Origin of the sequence: Enterobacter sp. 241F3 (assembly GCF_034106785.1) — a bacterium.
In the GTDB taxonomy this organism is placed as follows: domain Bacteria; phylum Pseudomonadota; class Gammaproteobacteria; order Enterobacterales; family Enterobacteriaceae; genus Enterobacter; species Enterobacter vonholyi.
In genome coordinates this window covers 655,291-675,627 of sequence record NZ_JAWNDD010000001.1, presented here as the reverse complement: position 1 = coordinate 675,627, position 20,337 = coordinate 655,291, and the positions used below count along the sequence as shown (strand labels likewise).

The window sequence follows — 20,337 nt, the reverse complement described above, 5'->3', positions numbered from 1 at the left end:
TGACGCAATATTTGCGTTTTGATGCTTATTGATAATGTTGTCACAAAAAGTGAGGGTGACTGCATGGATAAATTACTTGAGCGTTTTTTACAGTACGTTTCGCTGGATACCCAATCTAAGCCGGGTGTTCGCCAGGTGCCGAGCACCGAAGGCCAGTGGAAGCTATTAAACCTGCTGAAAGAGCAGCTTGACGCCATGGGGCTGGTCAACGTCACGTTAAGCGAGAAAGGCACTGTGATGGGAACGCTGCCGGCGAATGTCCCGGGTGACATTCCGGCGATTGGCTTTATCTCCCATGTCGACACCTCTCCTGATTTTAGCGGTAAAAATGTGAACCCGCAGATTGTGGAAAATTACCGCGGCGGCGACATTGCGCTGGGCATTGGCGACGAAGTGCTCTCGCCCGTGATGTTCCCGGTGCTGCATCAGCTGCTGGGCCAGACGCTGATCACCACCGACGGGAAAACCCTGCTGGGGGCGGATGACAAAGCGGGGATCGCGGAAATCATGACGGCGCTGGCGGTGCTGAAGGGCAAAGATATTTCGCACGGCGACATCCGCGTGGCCTTTACGCCGGATGAAGAGGTCGGCAAGGGCGCGAAGCACTTCGACGTGGACGCCTTTAACGCCCAGTGGGCCTACACCGTCGACGGTGGTGGCGTCGGTGAGCTGGAATATGAAAACTTCAATGCCGCGTCCGTCACGATCAAAATTGTCGGCAACAACGTTCACCCCGGTTCGGCGAAAGGCGTCATGGTGAACGCGTTGTCGCTGGCGTCGCGAATTCATGCGGAAGTCCCGGCGGAAGAGAGCCCCGAACAGACCGAGGGGTATGAAGGTTTCTATCACCTGACCAGCATCAAAGGCACCGCGGACAGCGCGCAGATGCACTACATCATCCGCGATTTCGACCGTAAAGCCTTTGAGGCACGCAAGCGTAAGATGATGGAGATCGCCAAAAAGGTGGGTAAGGGCCTGCATCCCGACTGCTACATTGAGCTCATCATCGAAGACAGCTATTACAATATGCGCGAGAAGGTGATGGCGCATCCGCATATTCTCGATATCGCCCAGCAGGCGATGCGCGACTGCGATATTGAACCGACATTAAAACCGATTCGCGGCGGCACCGATGGTTCTCAGCTGTCATTCATGGGGCTACCGTGCCCGAACCTGTTTACCGGTGGCTACAACTACCATGGCAAGCATGAGTTTGTGACGCTGGAAGGAATGGAAAAAGCGGTGAAAGTGATAGTGCGGATAGCGGAGTTGACCGCGAAGCGGTAAGAAAAGCCCGGTGGCGAAGCGCCACCGGGCATTAAGGCGACTCAGTCCTCAAAGAACCAGTACCCGCTGTTAACCAATGCGGCCAGCATTGCGAGGAAAGACGGGTCTTCCAGCGCATCGCCAAAGGTGTCGGCAGTCAGCACCAGATGGCTGGCAATGGCTTCCAGCGCCGGACGGTGCGGAGAGTCCAGCTTCTCGCCGTTGACGAATACCTCCTCGCCAATGCGCAGCACGCGCAACCCGCCCAGACGTACCAGCTTGTCGCCCTGCTGGAGCGCATCATAAATCTCGTCAGCCTGATAAGGCGGCTCCGGTGGCGCAACGTCCAGCTCGTGGCGGGACTGGCTGATAAACTCGCCAAACCACTGACGGAAATGTTCCGGTTCGTTGATCAGATCCAGCATCATGCCGCGCAGCTTATCCAGCTCTGCGGGCAGGATATCGGCCGGATGCTCGCGTGCAGGCACATCGGGGTCGCTGTAACGATAGCTGCCCAGCTCGCGTTGCAGAACGTAGTCGGCAAATCCGCTGATCATCTCGCGGCCGCTTGGCGCGCGGAACCCCACGGAGTAGTTGAGGGAGTTTTCCAGGGAGTAACCCTCGTGAGGGAATCCAGGCGGAATGTAGAGGATATCGCCCGGCTCCAGCTCTTCGTCGATAATCCCTTCAAACGGATCAACCTGCAGCAGGTCCGGATGCGGGCAGTGCTGCTTCATGGGGACTTTTTCGCCCACGCGCCAGCGGCGGCGGCCCGTACCCTGAATAATAAACACGTCGTACTGGTCCAGATGCGGACCGACGCCACCGCCAGGAACGGAGAAGGAGATCATCAGATCGTCCATGCGCCAGTCGGGCAGGGCGCGGAACGGACGCATTAAGGCGGCCGTTGGCTCGTGCCAGTGGTTGACCGCCTGCACCAGCAGCGACCAGTTGTTTTCACCGAGGTGATCGTAGCTTTCGAAAGGACCGTGGCTAACCTGCCATTTCCCGTCCTGGTGGCTGACCAGACGGCTGTCGACTTCGTTTTCCATGGCCAGACCGGCCAGCTCGTCAGGCGAGATGGGGTCGACAAAATTGCTGAACCCGCGTTTCAGAACCACCGGGCGTTTTTGCCAGTAACGTTCAATAAACTCGGGCCAGTTAAGCGTTAAGTGATAATCCATAATTTTTTTATTCCGCAGGCTCTTACTGACTCGGATTATAACGGAAGCTCAGCCCCCCGGCTGCGAGATCCTCGCATTTTTCACATAACGGGTTAACTATCGCTCAATGTGGGCTGCTGGCGACCAAAAATGACCTCCATTCTGGCGCCGCCCAGTAAGCTTTCGCTGGTTTCGATTTTCCCGTCGTACTGGTCGACAATCTCGCGCGCGACGGCTAATCCTACGCCCTGGCCAGGACGTAGCGTATCGGCGCGCTGCCCGCGATCGAACACCACGTCACGCTTATTGCGCGGGATCCCCGGGCCATCATCCTCAACGATAATATGCAGCTCGGTTTCCGTCTGTCGCGCAGAGACTTCCACGAACTCCAGGCAGTATTTGCAGGCGTTATCCAGCAGGTTACCCATCACTTCCATGAAGTCATTTTTTTCACCCACAAAGCTTATCTCTGGCGAGATATCGAGGCTGATATTCACCCCTTTACGCTGATACACCTTGTTGAGGGCGGACGTGAGGTTATCCAGAAGCGGGGCAACCGGGTGCAGCTCGCGGCTCAGCAGCGCGCTGCCGGAACGCATGCTGGCGCGATGCAGGTAATAGCCAATTTGCTGTGAAATACGGCTGATCTGTTCCAGCATCACCGGCTCAGCATCGTCGACGCTCAGCTTCGAACTGCGCATTGAACGGAGGGTACTTTGCATGACCGCGAGCGGGGTTTTCAGGCTGTGGGTCAGGTCGGTAAGCGTCGTACGGTATTTATCATAGCGTTCGCGTTCACTTTTCAGCAGGCGGTTGAGGTTTCGCACAAGGCTGGTGAGCTCGCGCGTGGTTTCCGGGTTCAGCTTCTCGCGATGATGTTCCTCCAGCTCGTGAACCTCTTTCGCCAGTGATTCAATGGGGCGCAAGCTCCACCATGCCGCCACCCACAGCAGCGGGATCACCAGCAGGAGATTCGCAGCCAGAACATAGATGAACCAGCTCCAGACCATATAAGAACGCTTCAGCTCGACCGGAATGGTGTCGATCACCACAATGGTCAGCTGCGGCATGTTTAGCGTCGCCGGATAGAGGTTAATCGCGACGGAATGCGTCATCTCCGTTTCGGCATTGTCGGCGCGGATCTCGTTCAGCTTTTGCTGCAGGGAGCGATCTTCACGGATCAGCGAGCTGGTGGTGTTGAGATCGGCTTCAATTTCATGAAACCCGTTGGTTTTGAGCCACTCCGGACGAATGCTTTTGACCAGCCATGGGATGTCCCGCTGCGCCCAAAGTAGCTTCCCCTTTTCGTCATAAATCAGGGCCAGCGTTGGACTCTGCTGGTTGAGGTTTTCCGGCATTTCGACGGTGATTTGATTGTTTTCCCACTTCGCCAGGGTATAAAAAAGATTGCTTTCGCCACGCAGCAGCCGAAAGGTGGTTTTATCAAAGCTGACGCTATAGCCCACCAGGGCGACCATGCCGTAGGAGAGCGACAGCACCAGTACGACGGCGGCCGTTGCCAGTAAGAAACGAACCCTCAGGGAGAGGGGCAGAATATGGCGTAAAATCCGTCTCATTTAGCGTAATTCGAACAGGTAGCCCTGGCCACGGACGGTGGTAATGACATCCTGCGGATACTGCGCCTGAATTTTCTTGCGCAAACGCCCCATCAGCACGTCAATGGTATGGCTCTCGCGCAGTTCCGCATCAGGGTAAAGCTGGAGCATTAAGGAATCTTTGCTTACCACTTTGCCGTTGTTACGGATCAGCGTTTCCATAATGGTGTATTCGAAGGCGGTAAGCTTGATCACTTCATCATTGATCGCTAACTCCCGACGGGAAAGATCGACCTGGAAAGGCGGGATGGAAATAACCTGTGAGGCCAGCCCGCTATTGCGGCGTAACAGCGCCTGCATGCGCGCCGCCACCTCTTCAATATGAAACGGCTTGGTGACGTAATCATCCGCACCCGCGCTGAGCACTTCGACCTTATCCTGCCAGCCTTCACGGGCGGTCAGAACCAGAACCGGTAGGGAGACATCGTGGCTGCGCCAGCGGCGAATCAACGACAGACCGTCTTCGTCAGGCAGCCCTAAATCGACAATGGCGATATCCGGCAGGTGTTCATTGAGATAATAATCGGCTTCTTTTGCGTCTTCAGCATCGTCCACCTGATGTCCCATCTCCTGAAGCTGAACCTTCAGGTGATGACGTAGCAATGCGTTATCCTCAACAACCAGTACGCGCATCATCTCTTCTCCCTAAATAATTGGTATGAATAGTTTAACGCTGATTATGTTGTTTTGGGGATAAACATTGAGTAAACCGGGGAAAAGCATCCCCCTTTTCGGGCGAAAAGGGGGAGAGGGGCGTTACTTCAGCTCGTCGACCATGGTGATGGCGCGGCCAATGTAGTTCGCCGGAGTCATCGCCTTCAGGCGCGTTTTCTCTTCTTCCGGCAGCGCCAGACCGTCGATAAACTGCTTCATGCCTTCGGCGTCAACGCGTTTGCCGCGGGTCAGCTCTTTCAGTTTTTCGTACGGTTTTTCGATACCGTAACGACGCATCACGGTCTGAATCGGCTCCGCCAGCACTTCCCAGTTGTGATCCAGCTCGTCCAGCAGACGGTCACGGTTTACTTCCAGTTTGCTTACGCCTTTCAGGGTGGACTGATACGCGATCAGCGCGTAGCCGATGCCCACGCCCAGGTTACGCAGTACGGTGGAGTCGGTCAGGTCGCGCTGCCAGCGGGATACCGGCAGTTTGCTCGCCATATGCTGCAGCACGGCATTCGCCAGGCCCAGGTTGCCTTCGGAGTTTTCGAAGTCGATTGGGTTTACTTTGTGCGGCATGGTGGAAGAGCCGATTTCACCCGCGATGGTTTTCTGTTTGAAGTGGTTCAGGGCGATGTAGCCCCACACGTCACGATCGAAGTCGATCAGGATGGTGTTGAAGCGCGCGATGCAGTCAAACAGTTCGGCGATATAGTCGTGCGGCTCAATCTGGGTGGTGTACGGGTTCCACTGAATGCCCAGGGAGGTCACGAACTCTTCGCTGAACTGGTGCCAGTCCACTTCCGGATAAGCGGCGATGTGGGCGTTATAGTTACCGACCGCGCCGTTGATTTTGCCGAGGATCTCAACCTGCTCCAGCTGACGGTACTGGCGTTCCATACGATACGCTACGTTGGCCATCTCTTTACCCATCGTGGACGGGGTGGCTGGCTGGCCGTGGGTACGGGAGAGCAGCGGAATGTCGCGGTATTCCACGGACAGCGCTTTCACCGCGTCGATGATTTTACGCCAGTAAGGCAGTACCACCTCTTTGCGCGCGGTGGAGAGCATAAGCGCATGGGACAGGTTGTTGATGTCTTCAGAGGTACAGGCGAAGTGGATGAACTCAGACACGGCGTGCAGCGCAGGAACGCTTTCTACTTTCTCTTTCAGGAAGTACTCAACCGCCTTAACATCGTGGTTGGTGGTGCGTTCAATGGTTTTAATGCGCGCGGCGTCTTGTTCGCTAAACTCGGCAACGATTTTATCAAGGTAATCGTTTGCCTTTTCGTCAAAAGCAGGAACTTCCTTGATTGCTGCCTGGGCGGCCAGCTTTTGCAGCCAGCGTACTTCAACCTGAACACGGAACTTCAGCAAACCATATTCGCTGAAGATCCCGCGCAGCGCGCTGACTTTATCGCCGTAGCGTCCATCGACAGGGGATACGGCGGTCAGTGAGGATAATTCCATAATTCGCAACTCCGGGAGGTTAACAATGAGCAAGAATTTGTTTTGCCTGAGTGGTCAGGCGATTACGAGAAAACATTAACTGCAGGCGGCCACCACCGACCTGGTGCCACAGCACGGCGGCGCGGATACCTGCCAGCAGGGACGCGCGCACTTTTGCCTGTACCTGCGGGCTTTGCAGCACGGCAGGGGAGCCGGTGACCTGTATACGCGGTCCCAGCGGGCTGATGACGTCAACATAAATGCCGGCCATCGCGCTGAGCAGCGTTTCGGACTGCAGATCAAAATGGTCGAGCTGACGCTGTAACCCGGCAATGCGATCGCCCAGGGTATTAAGCGCGCCTTTTGCTGCGCTCAGCTTACGCTCCAGCACCATCAGGCTCAACGTGTAGCGGGTCAGCTCTGCGTTTAATCCCTGACGGCTGCTGGCGTTAAGCACGCCAAGCAGGGTTTCAAGACCGAGACGAAGATTGGTTTCACTGCCGCCGAACACGCCCAGGGTCGAGCCGGGGTTAAGATCGATAACGCTGTTCAGTGAAACGTGCAGGGCATCAGCGTCGCAATGACCCTGATGCGCGAGCTGTTGCACCAGACGGGCTGACTGGCAAATTCCCGCCAGCGCCAGGGTGATGTCATAATAGTTCTTCGCCACACGGTCTCCTTTATGTGTGCAATCGTATTAAACAGCAGGCAGCGGCAGGCGCTGTTCAATGATCCCGCCGCCCAGACAGATCTCACCGCTGTAGAAGACAGCAGACTGACCTGGGGTGACGGCGGCAACCGGCTCGTCGAAGCGCACGTCAATGCGATCGTCATCGAGCGCGGTAACGGTGCAAGGAATATCGGTCTGACGGTAGCGTGTTTTCACCGTGCAGCGCAGCGTGCCTTTCAGCGGCTCACGATCGACCCAGTGCAGCTGCTGCGCGATAAGGCCAACGGACATCAGACGCGGATGGTCGTGCCCCTGAGCAACAACCAGAATATTGTTTTCGACATCTTTGTCGACCACGTACCACGGATCTTCGCTACCTTCTTTCGTCCCGCCGATACCCAGGCCTTTACGCTGGCCTAAGGTGTGGTACATCAGCCCCTGGTGCTGGCCAATCTCTTCCCCGTCGACGGTGACAATTTTACCGGGCTGTGCGGGCAGGTAGCGCCCCAGGAAATCGCGGAATTTACGCTCGCCGATGAAGCAGATGCCGGTAGAGTCTTTTTTCTTCGCGGTGATCAGGTCCAGCTCTTCGGCGATTTTACGCACCTGCGGCTTTTCCAGCTCGCCGACCGGGAACAGGCTCTGGGCGATCTGCTCGTGGCTCAGCGTATAGAGGAAATAGCTTTGATCTTTGTTGCCGTCCAGACCTCGCAGCAGCTGGCTTTTACCATTCACGTCTGCACGACGCACGTAGTGGCCGGTCGCGATGTAGTCAGCGCCCAAATCTTCCGCGGCGAATTCCAGGAAGGCCTTAAATTTGATCTCTTTGTTGCACAGAATATCCGGGTTCGGCGTGCGGCCCGCTTTGTACTCTTCCAGGAACAGTTCAAAAACGTTGTCCCAGTATTCTGCAGCAAAGTTAACGGTGTGCAGTTCAATGCCGAGCTTATCGCATACGGCCTGCGCGTCGGCAAGATCCGCTGCGGCAGTGCAGTATTCCTCGCCATCATCTTCCTCCCAGTTCTTCATGAACAGGCCCTCCACCTTATAGCCCTGTTGCTGTAACAGGTAGGCGGAAACGGAGGAATCGACACCGCCGGACATGCCGACGATCACTTTTTTCTGGCTGTTATCTGACATGGAATACTCACGACATTGAACTTCAAGGCGGCGTATTCTATCACGCCCCCCCACCATTGGCACCCTCTGTAAACGGCCAGTTAAATGGGCCGATGACATCCAGCGGCAGGCGTGCGCCTGACTGCCAGCAGCGAATGCTTTCCGCAACCAGCGGCGAGCGCAGGTTTGGCGCGTTCAGGATCTCGTCGGCGGTGACCCACAGACAGCGGTCGATATCGTCATCCTGCGGCTCTGTGGCGCACGTTTCGCTAAGCTCAACGGCGAATAAAAAGCGCAGGAACGGGGTGCTGTCGGGCGCAATCCACTGGTGCATACGGATGAAGTGCTGGGGTTCAGCGTGAATGCCTGTCTCTTCCCACAGCTCGCGTTTTGCTGCCTGCAGCAGGGTTTCATTGGCTTCAAGGTGTCCGGCAGGCTGGTTCCACAGCGCTTTGCCGTTAATGCTCTCTTCGACAACCAGGAATTTACCCCGGGCGTGGACCACGCAGGCAACCGTAACATGAGGTTTAAACATCATTTCTCCTTAAGGGGCAGCGTCGCGCCATTCGCCGTTTGCCAGCGTTTCCAGCGTGTAGCTGCCCATGGCGTAGCGAATCAGACGCAGGGTAGGGAAGCCGACATGTGCGGTCATGCGGCGAACCTGACGGTTGCGGCCTTCGTAAAGGGTGATTTTGAGCCAGCTTGTCGGGATGGATTTGCGTTCACGAATCGGCGGATTGCGCGGCCACAGCCACTCCGGTTCATTCACGCGTTCAATACCTGCGGGCAGGGTTGGGCCGTCGTTCAGCGTGACGCCTTTGCGCAATTTTTCCAGCGTTTGTTCGTCCGGCTCGCCTTCGACCTGGACGAAGTAAATTTTGCCGGTGCGTTTGCCCGGCTGCGTGAGTCTCGCCTGCAGCGCGCCGTCGTTGGTTAAGACCAGCAGGCCTTCGCTGTCGCGATCCAGACGCCCGGCTGCGTAGACGCCCTGAACGGGAATAAAATCCTTCAGCGTGCTGCGCCCGGCTTCATCGGTAAACTGCGGCAAAACATCGTAGGGTTTATTAAACAGAATCACCCGCTTTGGCTGGGTTTCTTGCGGTCTTCTGGCGGCTTGTCGTGAGCTGAATCGCTCAACCCGGTGTTTTGTAAAAGAAGTTTTCTTCATGGTATTTTCAGGCGTTATCAATTGCCGCATTATAGCCTAATAACGAAGACCTTTCATGGCGCAGGACAATCAGGTACTATCGAAGGGCTCATTACAATTTATTAACATAAGATCAGTAACAACCAGAAGCGCTCGAAGGAGAGGTTAATGGAAAGCAAAGTAGTTGTTCCGGCGGAAGGTAAAAAGATCACCCTGCAAAACGGCAAGATTAACGTTCCTCACAATCCGATTATCCCGTTCATCGAAGGTGACGGAATCGGTGTAGACGTTACCCCGGCGATGCTGAAAGTGGTTGATGCCGCTGTTGAGAAAGCCTACAAAGGCGAGCGTAAAATTTCCTGGATGGAAATTTACACCGGTGAGAAATCTACTCAAGTTTATGGCCAGGACGTCTGGCTGCCAGCAGAAACGCTGGACCTGATCCGCGACTACCGCGTTGCTATTAAAGGCCCACTGACGACGCCAGTTGGCGGCGGTATCCGTTCCCTGAACGTGGCACTGCGTCAGGAGCTGGACCTGTACGTGTGTCTGCGTCCGGTTCGTTACTATCAGGGCACCCCAAGCCCGGTTAAGCACCCTGAACTGACCGATATGGTTATCTTCCGCGAAAACTCAGAAGACATCTACGCGGGTATCGAATGGAAAGCGGACTCTGCTGACGCAGAAAAAGTGATTAAATTCCTGCGCGAAGAGATGGGCGTGAAGAAAATTCGCTTCCCTGAGCATTGTGGTATCGGCATCAAGCCATGTTCCGAAGAAGGGACCAAGCGTCTGGTGCGTGCGGCGATTGAATACGCTATCACCAACGACCGCGACTCTGTGACCCTGGTTCACAAAGGCAACATCATGAAGTTCACCGAAGGCGCGTTCAAAGACTGGGGCTACCAGCTGGCGACCGAAGAGTTCGGCGGTGAGCTGATCGACGGCGGCCCATGGCAGAAGATCAAAAACCCGAACACCGGCAAAGAGATCGTCATTAAAGATGTGATCGCCGATGCGTTCCTGCAGCAGATCCTGCTGCGTCCTGCAGAATACGACGTGATTGCCTGTATGAACCTGAACGGTGACTACATTTCTGACGCCCTGGCAGCGCAGGTTGGCGGTATCGGTATCGCCCCTGGCGCGAACATCGGTGATGAATGCGCCCTGTTCGAAGCGACACACGGTACTGCACCAAAATACGCGGGTCAGGACAAAGTGAACCCAGGCTCTATCATCCTGTCTGCAGAAATGATGCTGCGTCATATGGAATGGTTCGAAGCCGCAGACCTGATCGTTAAAGGTATGGAAGGCGCGATCAACGCGAAAACCGTAACTTACGATTTCGAACGTCTGATGGAAGGCGCTAAGCTGCTGAAATGCTCAGAGTTTGGCGACGCGATTATCGCGAACATGTAATCCAGATTCTGGGTTAAACAAGAGCGGGGGCCTGAGGGTTCCCGTTTTTTTTGCCTCTGCCTGCGGGAGACAACACGATGCTAGCTACTATTCTTATCGCTGTCGTTGCACTCATCCATCTCTACATTCTTGTGCTGGAAATGTTCCTGTGGAATACCAAAACAGGGCACAAGGCCTTTAATCTGCGTCCTGATTTTGCGCGCGATACCCGCGTACTGGCCGCGAATCAGGGGCTGTATAACGGTTTTCTGGCGGCAGGTCTGCTCTGGAGCCTCTGGCTCGGCGAAAAGGGTATTCAGGTGGCCATCTTCTTCCTGGCCTGCGTGCTGATCGCCGGGCTCTTTGGCGCAGCCACCGCCAGCCGGAAAATTTTGTATGTACAGGCCGTACCCGCTCTCGCGGCGCTGCTTGCGTTGCTCATCTGAAGCAATGCTTTGGTTGAGATAAGGCGTCCGATATACTGATGGCTTCACCCTTACAGGTTAGCGACGAGACAGTTATGAACAACGATATCCCACTGAAATATTATGACATTGCCGATGAGTACGCGACGGAAGCCGCAGAGTCCGTCGCTGAGTCAGAGCTCGACGCGCTGGCACATTATTTCCAGCTGCTGCTTACCCGTTTATCGAATAACGAGGAGATTAGCGAGGAAGCCCAGCAGGAGATGGCCGCTGAGGCCGGGATCCGTGCGGGGCGCATTGATGATATTGCGAACTTCCTCAATCAGTGGGGAAATGAATAGCCTGCTTCAAAAACCGTTATGCTGATGCTTTGCGATACAGCTAAGCATCACGCTATCGGACCACATGCACTTTTTCCGCAGAATATGCGAAGCGGGGGCGTCGATAAGCAGCGCGAAAATAACGGTCAGGCAAAAGAGTACCACTGGGAATAGTAAGGATAATTTCACGTTTTTAACCAAAATATGAGTGTGCTTCAGGGTAATCTACCGTCTGATTGTGACGACTATATGTTTTTGCGTAAAAAATTGAAATGCCCGACTGAAAAAAACGGGCACGCCAGTTTTGAATTACGGTGTGACGCCGGTGAGTTGCTTCGCCAGTTCGCTGCGGGTGAGTGCTTTTGAAAAATACCATCCCTGGATCAGGGCATCGGGATATCTGTCCGCAATAAAGCGATATTGAATTTCATTTTCCACGCCCTCGAATACAAGCGTTTTATTCAATCTTGCAAGAGCATCGCTGAAGATAGCGAAGATGTTTTGCTTATAATGCTCGCTGATGCCGTCCACCAGCGACTTATCAATTTTGATTTCATCATATTCAAGCAGCGACAGGCGGGCGAGGTTCGAGTTTTGCACGCCAAAATCATCTATTGATATTTTAACGCCGAGCGATTTGAGCTCCCGACAGAACCCCTCGAGGATATCTGCCGTTGAAACGGCTTTCTCAGAGAGTTCGACCTTCATCAGGGAAAGGGGAAGGTGATTGGCAAAACACGCACGACGCAAAATGGTAATGAACTGTCCATCTTCAATTTCCTTCCGCCCAACGTTGATTGAGACTATCAGCTGGTGTTTTATCGCCAGTGGGGCAATTTCGGAAAGGGATTTTTCGATAATATTACTATAATATTTTTTATACAGACCAATCTTCTTAATTAATGGAATAAACAGCTCCGGAGAGACGTCCCCGTGCTTTTGATCGCGCCATCTCGACAGAACTTCGACGCCCACGATTTTTTGATCGCGAATACGGATAATGGGCTGATAGTTAACGCAGATGGTATTCGTGATGACGGCTTTGATCAGCGTGCGTTCCAGAGAAAAACGATCTTCATAGATTCGGAAGATAAACAACGTAATCGCGATCCAGATCAAACAGAGAATGACCGCAAGAAGCGCAAAGATAAACGGAGGTAACGAGGCCAGCCCAGCGTCATGATGCTTCACGATGACGCACAGGTCCCAGAAGGCGCTGCACTGCGTCAGGGTCAGGGTAAACAACGTCGAATGCAGCCAGCTCTGCTGATTTAGCTCCGGAGCGGCCGAAAAAAAGACTCTGCCAAAGTCTTTCGTGGTAGCACTTAGCGAATAACTTGCGGTAACCGGGCTGAATTTATCGTAAGCATAGCGGGAGGTGAAGATAATAATATTGTTATAAATTGCCGCGTTGCCCGTGAAAAAGTCTTTTCGCGAAAACTGGGCCAGGAGAAAGCCTCTCGGCGTTTTATGCAGTTCTGCAGGAAGTGCAACGGGCGTTGCGAGTTTCCCCCAAAAAGCGGTACAGACTATTTTTCCCTTTTCGATAAAACCTATATCGCCAAAATAAAGATTATTAAGCTTGATTTTTCTGTAGCTATCAAGGCTGGCTTTATCACATCCCTGCGTCGTTATGCTTTTTAGGCCCAGCGCAACGTTTTGGGACAGGTCTTCTGAATAATGTAAAAGGGTTCGGGATATTTCGAGCTGTTTGCTCTTCTGCTGTCCTGTGATGACAGCATTGACGGCATAAAGAGACAGGAAGACCAGAAGCGTTGAAACGATAGCAACGGCAATGCGCTTTTTCATTTTCCAGATATCCAGTCCGCTCCCTGATTTCACAAAGCTTAACACAGCCTGGGCAAGGAACAAGCCTGATAGTCACGTCATGTGAGCAAATTCGGGCAGGTGAACTCATACGAAAGCATCAGTTTTTTAAGACAATTCTCAGCTAAGCTATTTTCATTGTCATAAGCAACGCCGGATTAGCACAGGCTTTTCTTCTAGTACATCCATGCTTGTTTTTTCTATTAAGGAAAACATCGTGCGCAACGTGATGATCCCTATTATGAGTGCCCTGTTTCTTTTTCTGAGCGGCATTCTAATTATTAACTGGCAGCTATGGCAGATGGCGAAGCTGAGTAATAGTCATGCCGCCACGGCAAGCACTCAAAAAATAGAAAATATTCTGGCTGAAGCAGTCAGTGCGGCCAGCACGGCGAAGCGCGTTGCGGAGCAGGGGTGTACCAGTAGCGGACAGCTGGCGCTAGGGACGGAAGCCGCGCTAAAACCGCATCTGCGCGCCATCATGATCCAGCAGCAGGGCAAAATCATCTGTACTTCCCTTCCCGGGAATGGCGTATTGATTATTCACCCTGAAACCTTACCTGCCGAAAAGTTGATGCTGCTACCCGGCAATCGGCTGGTGAACGGCATGCCGGTGCTTGTCTTTCAGATGCCCGTTGCGGGAGGGCGCGTCATGGTCAGCATCAGCGACGCGCATTTGCAGGACGCCATTACGAGCGCATCAAATAGCGTTGGCCTGGGACTGGTTGTCGGCGAAAGAATGTTTACCCGCAGCGGTGATGTGACCGGCTGGAAAGCGGCCTCGTGGGCGGGGTCACTGACGACATCTTCGCAGTTCCCCTTTAGCCTGGCCTGGCAGCCTCCTGCCTTTTTTAGCCTGACGCGGCTACTGCAGCAGGGATGGAGCCTGATACTGCTTATTCTTGCGTTATCCGTGGCGGTGGGCATTTTGATCCGTCGTTACAAGGGGAAAAGCACCTCATTCGAAGACGATTTGCGCAAAGCCATTTTGCAGGGGGAGATCGAGCCTTATTATCAGCCCATCGTGAACGGGGATACCGGCGGGTTGTACGGCGTTGAGGTCCTGGCGAGATGGAAACATCCAAAGTCAGGCTTTATCCCGCCGGATGTCTTTATTCCGATTGCCGAACGTAGCGGTTTAATTATCCCGTTAACCAAAGGGTTGATGGCGAAAGTGGTCGCACAGCTTAAACCACTGTTGCCTAAGCTACCGGACGGGTTTCATATCGGGGTGAACATCAGCGCCAGACACATCAATGCACCTTCCTTTATCGGGGACTGTCGCGTCTTCGGGAAGGGGTTTCAGGGTAAAGAAGTCAAACTGGTTCTCGAGGTGACCGAGCGTGAACCGCTGATCGATAATCCTCACCTGGTGGAAAACCTCAACATGCTGCATAACGCCGGTTTTGTTATTGCCCTTGATGATTTTGGTACGGGTTATTCCGGGCTGTCATGCCTTAATGCGCTTGCCATTGATTATATTAAAATTGATAAAAGCTTTGTGAACCGGGTTTCAGAGGAAAAGGACTCAACGATCCTGCTGGACTGCGTCATTGATCTGGCGAAAAAACTCTCATTGCGCATTGTAGCTGAAGGAGTAGAAACAAAAGAGCAGCTGGAGTATCTCAACCGTAATGAGATAACCCTGTTACAGGGATATTATTTTGGTAAGCCCGTCTCCTATATCGATTTTATTAAAGTCATTTTATCTAAACCCAGGGAGATCGTAAGTCTGTAAATCAAAATAAAGGCAAGCTTCCGTTGTCTGCTTAAGTGCAATTCATTTTCCTCTTATCCCGAGCTTTGTTACAGTGACAAGAGTTGTCAGCCAGGGATGTCAGGCGTGATAAGGTGGAAAAGCTCGTGCATGTGAAAAATACTTTTTACACAACAACCATTACCGTCATCATTGTTTCATTGATCCTCTCGCTGTCGCTCGCCGTCCAAATAGCCACGTCCAGACAGCAGTCAATCCAGCAAATTAATACCAGCGTTGCTAACCTGAGCCATACCCTTGATGTCTACACCGAGGGGATCATGCGCCAGAGTGAAATGTTAATTACTACCGTTTCCGACATAATCGAAATTTATGGTATGACCCCGCAGCAGGCGACCAATATTCAGCACATGATCAATAATCAGGATAACCTTCTTACCCAGATTAATAATGTGGTTGTTTACAACGCTCAGGGCGATATCTTCACCGCACTGCATGAAAGTTTTACCGGGTCACGCAAAGGCTCGGACAGAGAGTTTTTTATCTATCACAAAGAAAATAAAACTCAGCAGATTTTTATTGGGGAGCCGGTGGTAAGCAGAACCAATGGCAAATGGGTTATCACCATCAGTCGACGCCTTGAAACCGAGAGCGGGGCATTTAACGGAGTGGTGGTGGTGACGCTGGGTATCGAAAATTTTCTGGCACTCTACGGGCAGATTAATATCGGTCACTCGGGCGTCATCGGCTTAACGACGCAATCAGGCGTGCTGCTGGTCCGTTATCCCTTTAAAAATACTTATATCGGCACGATTGTTTCTGATTCACCGCTATTCAGGAAATATCTCAAGGTACAAAATTCGGGGATAGCCAGCTCCATCTCACGGTTTGATAAAATCGAGCGCATTTATGCCTACGAGAAAAACAGACGCTACGGACTGGTCACCACCGTGGCCGTTAGCATTGATGAAGCCCTTGCACCCTGGCGCAAACAGGCCATTCAGCTGGCGGTGCTCATTTTCGTGTTCACGGCGATCCTCATTGTGGCGTCATACTTCCTGTATTCCGACCTGTCCCGAAAAACAAGGGATAACAAAGCGCTGAAGATTATTGCCTCAGAAGATGCGTTGACCGGGCTGTACAACCGCCGCTTCTTTGATGAAAAAATCCTCTCGGAAATCACTATGTGTGCTGAGCATGACGCACCGATTTCGATACTGATCGTAGACGTGGATTACTTCAAAAAATACAACGATAACTATGGTCATCCGGAAGGGGACCGGTGTCTGGCAATGCTCGGAAACAGCCTCAGGGAGAGCCTTACGCGTGATAATCAGATTGTGGCGCGATACGGCGGAGAAGAGTTTGCGCTGATATTGCCGGATACGGATATCCAGGATGCGCTCCGACTGGCGCAGACGATTATTCGCAATGTGTTTTCCCTGCAAATTGCGCATGCTTTTAGCCCCTTCGGACGGGTAACGGTCAGCGTCGGGATTTCTACCGCACGTGCCGTCGACATCGCTGGCAGCCAGCAAAATATCATTATTGCCGCTGACCAGGCCCTCTATCAGGCAAAGCGCGCAGGACGTAACCGTTACGCGTTTGTTGGGGTATGAGCAGAAAAAAAAGCCCACTCAGGAGTGGGCAAGAAATACTGGAAGCAATGTGAGCAATGTCGTACTGAATACCTGAGTATTTCGCTCAACTATTCAGTGTTGAGAAAGATAATCTTTCTCAACAAAAGATGCAACCCCACAGTTTATGTGGCACGCTCTTTTTGTTGATGAATAATCACTCACTCTCTCATTGTGACGCCTATCACAAATTTCCTTTCTGAAATCCTGTGCTATTCTTTTTTGTGTCGTTGATTTAATGACAAAAACCATACAGAGAGGAAAGTTATGGGAATTTTATCCTGGATTATCTTTGGGCTTATTGCGGGTATTCTGGCGAAGTGGATCATGCCGGGCAAAGATGGCGGTGGGTTTATCGTCACCGTAATACTGGGTATTGTCGGCGCAGTAGTCGGCGGCTGGATCAGTACGCTGTTCGGTTTTGGCAAAGTCGATGGCTTTAACTTCGGCAGTTTCGCCGTCGCGGTGATTGGTGCGCTGGTTGTTCTGTTTATCTACAGAAAAATCAAAAGCTAAGGCTTAAAAGCGTTGAAAAAAGGCTGCCAGATGGCGGCCTTTTTACGTATTGGCGTTTACCACCAGCCAAGCTGGGTGCCGGCAAACGCCGCGATGGCAACGATCAGCATAATGAGGGTCGTTTTTCTCATTTATGCCCCAGGCGCCGCGTAACCACCGACAAAAAACCACGCTAAAAAAATCACCGCCGTTATAAAAATAACGACCGGGAAGAGGATCCCTATTCTCATATCATCACCTGTTTCGGTTTTTGTAACGCCGTAGAGTGTACGGGGTTAATCCATAGTGAGAAAGCGTGTTTTGCTTTTTCCTTTCTTATCCTGATACATCGCGACATCCGCGTCGCGTAATGCGCTGTCAGGATCGGTTGCGGCAGGGTCCACTTCGATAACGCCAAGGCTGGCGCCCGGATAAATAATATGAACGCTGCCCAGCCAGTATTCGCCTGCGATACAGGCGCTGAGGCGCGTTTTGAGCAGCGTAACCTGCGCGTTATCTCCGTCCTCGTGGAGCTGGCTCAGCGATGCGACCAGAAATTCATCACCGCCCAGTCGGCCGATAATATCGTCCTCCTGTTTCTCTTCCGTCAAACGCTTGCCCACTTCTATCAGGAACTGGTCGCCAGCCTCATGGCCGTAACGATCGTTAATCAGTTTGAAATCATTCAGATCGATGAACGCGATGATGGCGTTACGCTTAAGGTGCCGGGCCAGAGAAAACAGCGTGGTCAGATCTTCAAAAATGGCGCGACGGTTGGGTAAACCGGTAAGGGCATCCGTGTAGGAGTGCGCGATGAGGGCCGCATTGGCTTCGCGAAGCTGGGTTACCAGCGACTCTTTCTGAATGGACTGGGCGATCAGCCCGGCGAAGAGCTTCAGAACCTGTTCCCCGCGCTCGCTAAGCGGCTTTCTGGCCGTGCTGGTGGCGCAGAGCGTACCGTAGAGTGAACCATCCGCAAGATGGACAGGTATACTCATGTAGGTCGTAATGCCAAGCGCTTTTGCGGCTTCACACTCGGGCCAACGTTCGGGCACGTCATTGCTGAATAACGTGTCACTGTCCAGCGCACGCTTGCACAGCGTCTCGTCCCATGGGACGCTCAGCCCCTCCGGGATCGTCATCTGCTTGCTGTTGCGGGCGTAGAGGATGTGCTGCAGCCGCGCCTCGATATCGACCTTCGTCAGGTAGGTCGACTCCATGTCGGTGACAATCTCCAGCATCTCCAGCAGCTGGCGAACGAGGCTTTCAAGGGACTGCTCGGTGGCAAGGGTTTCTGAAACGCGAGCGAGGATAAGATCCGACATGACGTAGAATGACTCCCAGGCAGAAGACGTCTGCATCTGCATGTTATGCTGAGTTTTTAGGCTTCAGGCATAGTAAAACATGAATACAGAAAATTTAATATATGCAGGAAGCGGGGAGCAGGCGAGAAAAAAAGCCCCGTTGTTGAGACCGGGGCAAAGACATCTTGATTACGGAATGATGTTCTCTGGTCAAATCGAGAACATGCCACACTATAGTGCTGAAAAGTGCAGTTAAAATGGAGAAATCATGGAGAACGCGGCGATGACCCGTTACCCTTAGGGTGTAATGACGTCAAAAGGATCAATGAGATGAGATTTCTGCTTCTGGCGCTGGCGCTTCCCCTGACCGCCTGTACCGCAAAACCCACGCCACCCGATGCGCCAAAACCGCCGCACGCTATTGGTATGGCGAACCCGGCCTCCGTCTACTGCCTGGAGAAAGGCGGGGAACAGATCCCGATTCAAAGCCCGCAGGGCGTTCGCACCGAGTGCAAATTACCGGGCGGGGAAGTAATCGATGAATGGACGCTCTATCGTCGCGATCGTCCGCAACCCACCAGGTGACAGACGGATACCGCCTGCGATACACTTCTCTTTAGGATTAATCTTAGCCAGTTTCTGGCATTCGTTTCCGCGAGAGAAGTATGTTTCAGCTAAAACCGGGCAGCATGGCGATGATCGTGGGTGCCCGCACGGCGTCAGGCCGTCGCAATATTGGTAAATCTGTTGAGCTATTTGGCCTCTGCCAGCCTGGTCTGCGTTTTGTTAACCCGGTCAACGGCGTGATGACGCAATTACCGGCCACCGCAGATCGCGCGCTTTGGCTGGTGACGGGTGATGTCTACGCCTTTGACAACCAGCACGGCTTTGCGTTTGTACGCGCCGAACATCTGATGCCGCTCACCCCGGATGAAGCGCCGCAAACTCTGGATGAACTGACGATCGGCTGATCACAGATGACGCAGCCAGTCGGCTAAGATCAGGGCGTGATTTTGCTCCGTGTTTTTGGCAGCAAAGAGCAGGGTGACGGTCTGCCTGCGCGCCAGCGTCGCCAGACGTATTCCTTCGTCAGCATGCTGCGCAAGCTCTTCCCAATAGGCCTTACTGAAGGCGGCGAAATCAATGGTTTCGCTATGAAAAGCCTTGCGTAGTTCATTCGAGGGCGTGAGCGCTTTACACCATTCGTCATAAACGAGGTCCGTTTTTTTAACCCCGCGCGGCCAGAGCTTGTCCACCAGCACCCGATAGCCGTCGTCCGGAGCTGCCTGTTCGTAAACGCGTTTGCACTGAATCATGATTTCACCCTCCCAATTTAAGGTATTGTGATAATTGCAAAAGATCGGTAGTCTGAGGTTCCTTATGTTATCTGATAATACTCTGGCATAAGGAACCTTTCATGGAACACCTCCCGGTTAAAACGACGCTGCGCATTGCGCTGGTTGGCGATTACAATCCCAATGTTATTGCGCATCAGGCGATCCCGCTGGCCATTGACGACGCCGCCGCAGTCCTTGACCTCACCGCCGATTACGACTGGCTGGCCACCACGGAGCTGACTAGCCCTGAAGATCTGGTGGGCTACGATGCCATCTGGCTGGTTCCTGCCAGCCCCTACAAAAACACCGAGGCCGCTTTTATCGCCGCGCGCTACGCCCGTGAAAACAGCATCCCGTTCCTGGGCACCTGCGGCGGGTTCCAGCACGCGCTGATTGAGTATGCCCGAAACGTGCTGGGCTGGGCCGATGCGGCACACGCTGAGACGGATACCGAAGGCACCATGGTGATTGCGCCGCTGACCTGCTCGCTGGTGGAAAAAACCGATGCGATTGAACTGCGCAAAAATACGCTGATCGCCAAAGCATACGGCAAGCCGGAAATTGAAGAGGGGTATCACTGTAACTATGGCGTGTCGCCGGCGTTTGCACAGGCGCTGGAAAGCGGTGATATGCATGTTACGGGCTGGGACGATCGGGGGGAAATTCGCGCCGCGGAGCTGGTTACGCACCCGTTCTTCGTGATCACCTTATTCCAGCACGAGCGTGCCGCGCTCGAAGGGCGTCCGGTCGTGCTGGTGCAGGCGATGCTGCGCGCCGCTCGCGGGTAAAA

General features: G+C 53.3%; 22 protein-coding genes. 10 read left to right on the top strand and 12 right to left on the bottom strand.

Annotated elements, in window-relative coordinates:
* Positions 1 to 63 precede the first annotated feature (63 nt).
* Entirely contained in the window at positions 64 to 1,287 is a 1,224-nt protein-coding gene (pepT, locus tag UR504_RS03165) for a peptidase T (RefSeq protein ID WP_302234743.1), read from the top strand.
* Between the two features lie 41 nt (positions 1,288 to 1,328).
* Here pepT and UR504_RS03160 read toward each other — a convergent pair whose 3' ends face one another.
* The 8 genes from UR504_RS03160 to rluE form a co-directional block, all read right to left on the bottom strand.
* Positions 1,329 to 2,450: a cupin domain-containing protein gene (locus UR504_RS03160; RefSeq protein ID WP_302234744.1), complete on the bottom strand. Its 1,122-nt coding sequence runs from the start codon at positions 2,448 to 2,450 to the stop codon at positions 1,329 to 1,331.
* A 92-nt stretch (positions 2,451 to 2,542) separates the two neighbouring features.
* A complete protein-coding gene (phoQ, locus tag UR504_RS03155; protein ID WP_302234745.1) occupies positions 2,543 to 4,006 on the bottom strand; it encodes a two-component system sensor histidine kinase PhoQ in 1,464 nt (487 codons plus the stop codon).
* Positions 4,007 to 4,678: a two-component system response regulator PhoP gene (gene phoP, locus UR504_RS03150; protein WP_028019015.1), complete on the bottom strand. Its 672-nt coding sequence runs from the start codon at positions 4,676 to 4,678 to the stop codon at positions 4,007 to 4,009.
* 123 nt (positions 4,679 to 4,801) lie between these two features.
* Entirely contained in the window at positions 4,802 to 6,172 is a 1,371-nt protein-coding gene (gene purB, locus UR504_RS03145) for an adenylosuccinate lyase (RefSeq protein ID WP_008500757.1), read from the bottom strand.
* Positions 6,173 to 6,191: 19 nt separating this feature from the next.
* Positions 6,192 to 6,821: a high frequency lysogenization protein HflD gene (gene hflD / locus UR504_RS03140; protein ID WP_013097081.1), complete on the bottom strand. Its 630-nt coding sequence runs from the start codon at positions 6,819 to 6,821 to the stop codon at positions 6,192 to 6,194.
* A gap of 27 nt (positions 6,822 to 6,848) precedes the next feature.
* Positions 6,849 to 7,961, bottom strand: coding sequence for a tRNA 2-thiouridine(34) synthase MnmA (gene mnmA, locus UR504_RS03135; RefSeq protein WP_021241033.1), 1,113 nt, complete (start codon positions 7,959 to 7,961; stop codon positions 6,849 to 6,851).
* Between the two features lie 40 nt (positions 7,962 to 8,001).
* Positions 8,002 to 8,475, bottom strand: coding sequence for an NUDIX hydrolase (locus UR504_RS03130; protein ID WP_320739320.1), 474 nt, complete (start codon positions 8,473 to 8,475; stop codon positions 8,002 to 8,004).
* A gap of 9 nt (positions 8,476 to 8,484) precedes the next feature.
* Positions 8,485 to 9,138 carry a 23S rRNA pseudouridine(2457) synthase RluE gene (rluE, locus tag UR504_RS03125; protein WP_302234746.1) on the bottom strand — a complete coding sequence of 218 codons (654 nt, stop codon included), beginning with the start codon at positions 9,136 to 9,138 and terminating at the stop codon, positions 8,485 to 8,487.
* A 117-nt stretch (positions 9,139 to 9,255) separates the two neighbouring features.
* Between rluE and icd the strand changes: the two genes are divergently transcribed.
* The 3 genes from icd to UR504_RS03110 all read left to right on the top strand — a co-directional run bounded on the left by icd (position 9,256) and on the right by UR504_RS03110 (position 11,251).
* Positions 9,256 to 10,506 carry an NADP-dependent isocitrate dehydrogenase gene (gene icd / locus UR504_RS03120; protein ID WP_045327001.1) on the top strand — a complete coding sequence of 417 codons (1,251 nt, stop codon included), beginning with the start codon at positions 9,256 to 9,258 and terminating at the stop codon, positions 10,504 to 10,506.
* A gap of 77 nt (positions 10,507 to 10,583) precedes the next feature.
* Positions 10,584 to 10,931 carry a DUF1304 domain-containing protein gene (locus UR504_RS03115; RefSeq protein ID WP_115874783.1) on the top strand — a complete coding sequence of 116 codons (348 nt, stop codon included), beginning with the start codon at positions 10,584 to 10,586 and terminating at the stop codon, positions 10,929 to 10,931.
* Between the two features lie 74 nt (positions 10,932 to 11,005).
* Entirely contained in the window at positions 11,006 to 11,251 is a 246-nt protein-coding gene (locus tag UR504_RS03110; RefSeq protein ID WP_111965567.1) for a DUF2543 family protein, read from the top strand.
* A gap of 288 nt (positions 11,252 to 11,539) precedes the next feature.
* Here UR504_RS03110 and UR504_RS03105 read toward each other — a convergent pair whose 3' ends face one another.
* Positions 11,540 to 13,039, bottom strand: a complete 1,500-nt coding sequence (locus tag UR504_RS03105; protein ID WP_302234747.1) for a cyclic diguanylate phosphodiesterase — start codon at positions 13,037 to 13,039, stop codon at positions 11,540 to 11,542.
* A 259-nt stretch (positions 13,040 to 13,298) separates the two neighbouring features.
* Between UR504_RS03105 and UR504_RS03100 the strand changes: the two genes are divergently transcribed.
* The 3 genes from UR504_RS03100 (at position 13,299) to UR504_RS03090 (ending at position 16,927) form a co-directional block, all read left to right on the top strand.
* The gene (locus UR504_RS03100) at positions 13,299 to 14,795 is read left to right on the top strand and encodes a cyclic diguanylate phosphodiesterase (protein WP_302234748.1); all 1,497 of its coding nucleotides are present in this window, start codon (positions 13,299 to 13,301) and stop codon (positions 14,793 to 14,795) included.
* A gap of 113 nt (positions 14,796 to 14,908) precedes the next feature.
* Positions 14,909 to 16,393 carry a diguanylate cyclase gene (locus tag UR504_RS03095; RefSeq protein WP_414146655.1) on the top strand — a complete coding sequence of 495 codons (1,485 nt, stop codon included), beginning with the start codon at positions 14,909 to 14,911 and terminating at the stop codon, positions 16,391 to 16,393.
* Positions 16,394 to 16,678: 285 nt separating this feature from the next.
* A complete protein-coding gene (locus UR504_RS03090; RefSeq protein WP_008500746.1) occupies positions 16,679 to 16,927 on the top strand; it encodes a GlsB/YeaQ/YmgE family stress response membrane protein in 249 nt (82 codons plus the stop codon).
* Positions 16,928 to 17,058: 131 nt separating this feature from the next.
* On the opposite strand, the gene UR504_RS03085 is transcribed toward UR504_RS03090, so the two are convergent.
* Both UR504_RS03085 and UR504_RS03080 read right to left on the bottom strand, forming a co-directional pair.
* Positions 17,059 to 17,157, bottom strand: coding sequence for a YoaK family small membrane protein (locus tag UR504_RS03085; protein WP_029739841.1), 99 nt, complete (start codon positions 17,155 to 17,157; stop codon positions 17,059 to 17,061).
* Between the two features lie 45 nt (positions 17,158 to 17,202).
* The gene (locus UR504_RS03080; RefSeq protein ID WP_127732765.1) at positions 17,203 to 18,231 is read right to left on the bottom strand and encodes a sensor domain-containing diguanylate cyclase; all 1,029 of its coding nucleotides are present in this window, start codon (positions 18,229 to 18,231) and stop codon (positions 17,203 to 17,205) included.
* Between the two features lie 309 nt (positions 18,232 to 18,540).
* Between UR504_RS03080 and UR504_RS03075 the strand changes: the two genes are divergently transcribed.
* Positions 18,541 to 18,795: a DUF333 domain-containing protein gene (locus UR504_RS03075; protein ID WP_133294185.1), complete on the top strand. Its 255-nt coding sequence runs from the start codon at positions 18,541 to 18,543 to the stop codon at positions 18,793 to 18,795.
* A gap of 80 nt (positions 18,796 to 18,875) precedes the next feature.
* The gene (locus UR504_RS03070; protein ID WP_302234749.1) at positions 18,876 to 19,181 is read left to right on the top strand and encodes a hypothetical protein; all 306 of its coding nucleotides are present in this window, start codon (positions 18,876 to 18,878) and stop codon (positions 19,179 to 19,181) included.
* Here UR504_RS03070 and UR504_RS03065 read toward each other — a convergent pair whose 3' ends face one another.
* Complete coding sequence (locus tag UR504_RS03065; RefSeq protein WP_302234750.1) at positions 19,182 to 19,526, bottom strand: DUF488 domain-containing protein; 345 nt, start codon at positions 19,524 to 19,526, stop codon at positions 19,182 to 19,184.
* Positions 19,527 to 19,627: 101 nt separating this feature from the next.
* Between UR504_RS03065 and UR504_RS03060 the strand changes: the two genes are divergently transcribed.
* The gene (locus UR504_RS03060; RefSeq protein WP_127730432.1) at positions 19,628 to 20,335 is read left to right on the top strand and encodes a CTP synthase; all 708 of its coding nucleotides are present in this window, start codon (positions 19,628 to 19,630) and stop codon (positions 20,333 to 20,335) included.
* The last annotated feature ends 2 nt before the right edge of the window (positions 20,336 to 20,337 follow it).

Bases quoted from the DNA above. Each gene is read 5' to 3' on its own strand.
- icd (WP_045327001.1), top strand. From the start codon at position 9,256: ATGGAAAGCAAAGTAGTTGTTCCGGCGGAAGGTAAAAAGATCACCCTG.
- pepT (WP_302234743.1), top strand. From the start codon at position 64: ATGGATAAATTACTTGAGCGTTTTTTACAGTACGTTTCGCTGGATACC.
- UR504_RS03160 (WP_302234744.1), bottom strand. From the start codon at position 2,450: ATGGATTATCACTTAACGCTTAACTGGCCCGAGTTTATTGAACGTTAC.
- UR504_RS03085 (WP_029739841.1), bottom strand. From the start codon at position 17,157: ATGAGAATAGGGATCCTCTTCCCGGTCGTTATTTTTATAACGGCGGTG.
- UR504_RS03060 (WP_127730432.1), top strand. From the start codon at position 19,628: ATGGAACACCTCCCGGTTAAAACGACGCTGCGCATTGCGCTGGTTGGC.
- phoQ (WP_302234745.1), bottom strand. From the start codon at position 4,006: ATGAGACGGATTTTACGCCATATTCTGCCCCTCTCCCTGAGGGTTCGT.
- UR504_RS03065 (WP_302234750.1), bottom strand. From the start codon at position 19,526: ATGATTCAGTGCAAACGCGTTTACGAACAGGCAGCTCCGGACGACGGC.
- UR504_RS03090 (WP_008500746.1), top strand. From the start codon at position 16,679: ATGGGAATTTTATCCTGGATTATCTTTGGGCTTATTGCGGGTATTCTG.
- UR504_RS03130 (WP_320739320.1), bottom strand. From the start codon at position 8,475: ATGTTTAAACCTCATGTTACGGTTGCCTGCGTGGTCCACGCCCGGGGT.
- UR504_RS03080 (WP_127732765.1), bottom strand. From the start codon at position 18,231: ATGTCGGATCTTATCCTCGCTCGCGTTTCAGAAACCCTTGCCACCGAG.
- UR504_RS03110 (WP_111965567.1), top strand. From the start codon at position 11,006: ATGAACAACGATATCCCACTGAAATATTATGACATTGCCGATGAGTAC.
- UR504_RS03100 (WP_302234748.1), top strand. From the start codon at position 13,299: ATGAGTGCCCTGTTTCTTTTTCTGAGCGGCATTCTAATTATTAACTGG.
- rluE (WP_302234746.1), bottom strand. From the start codon at position 9,138: ATGCGGCAATTGATAACGCCTGAAAATACCATGAAGAAAACTTCTTTT.
- UR504_RS03115 (WP_115874783.1), top strand. From the start codon at position 10,584: ATGCTAGCTACTATTCTTATCGCTGTCGTTGCACTCATCCATCTCTAC.
- UR504_RS03075 (WP_133294185.1), top strand. From the start codon at position 18,541: ATGAGATTTCTGCTTCTGGCGCTGGCGCTTCCCCTGACCGCCTGTACC.
- phoP (WP_028019015.1), bottom strand. From the start codon at position 4,678: ATGCGCGTACTGGTTGTTGAGGATAACGCATTGCTACGTCATCACCTG.
- mnmA (WP_021241033.1), bottom strand. From the start codon at position 7,961: ATGTCAGATAACAGCCAGAAAAAAGTGATCGTCGGCATGTCCGGCGGT.
- purB (WP_008500757.1), bottom strand. From the start codon at position 6,172: ATGGAATTATCCTCACTGACCGCCGTATCCCCTGTCGATGGACGCTAC.
- UR504_RS03105 (WP_302234747.1), bottom strand. From the start codon at position 13,039: ATGAAAAAGCGCATTGCCGTTGCTATCGTTTCAACGCTTCTGGTCTTC.
- UR504_RS03070 (WP_302234749.1), top strand. From the start codon at position 18,876: ATGTTTCAGCTAAAACCGGGCAGCATGGCGATGATCGTGGGTGCCCGC.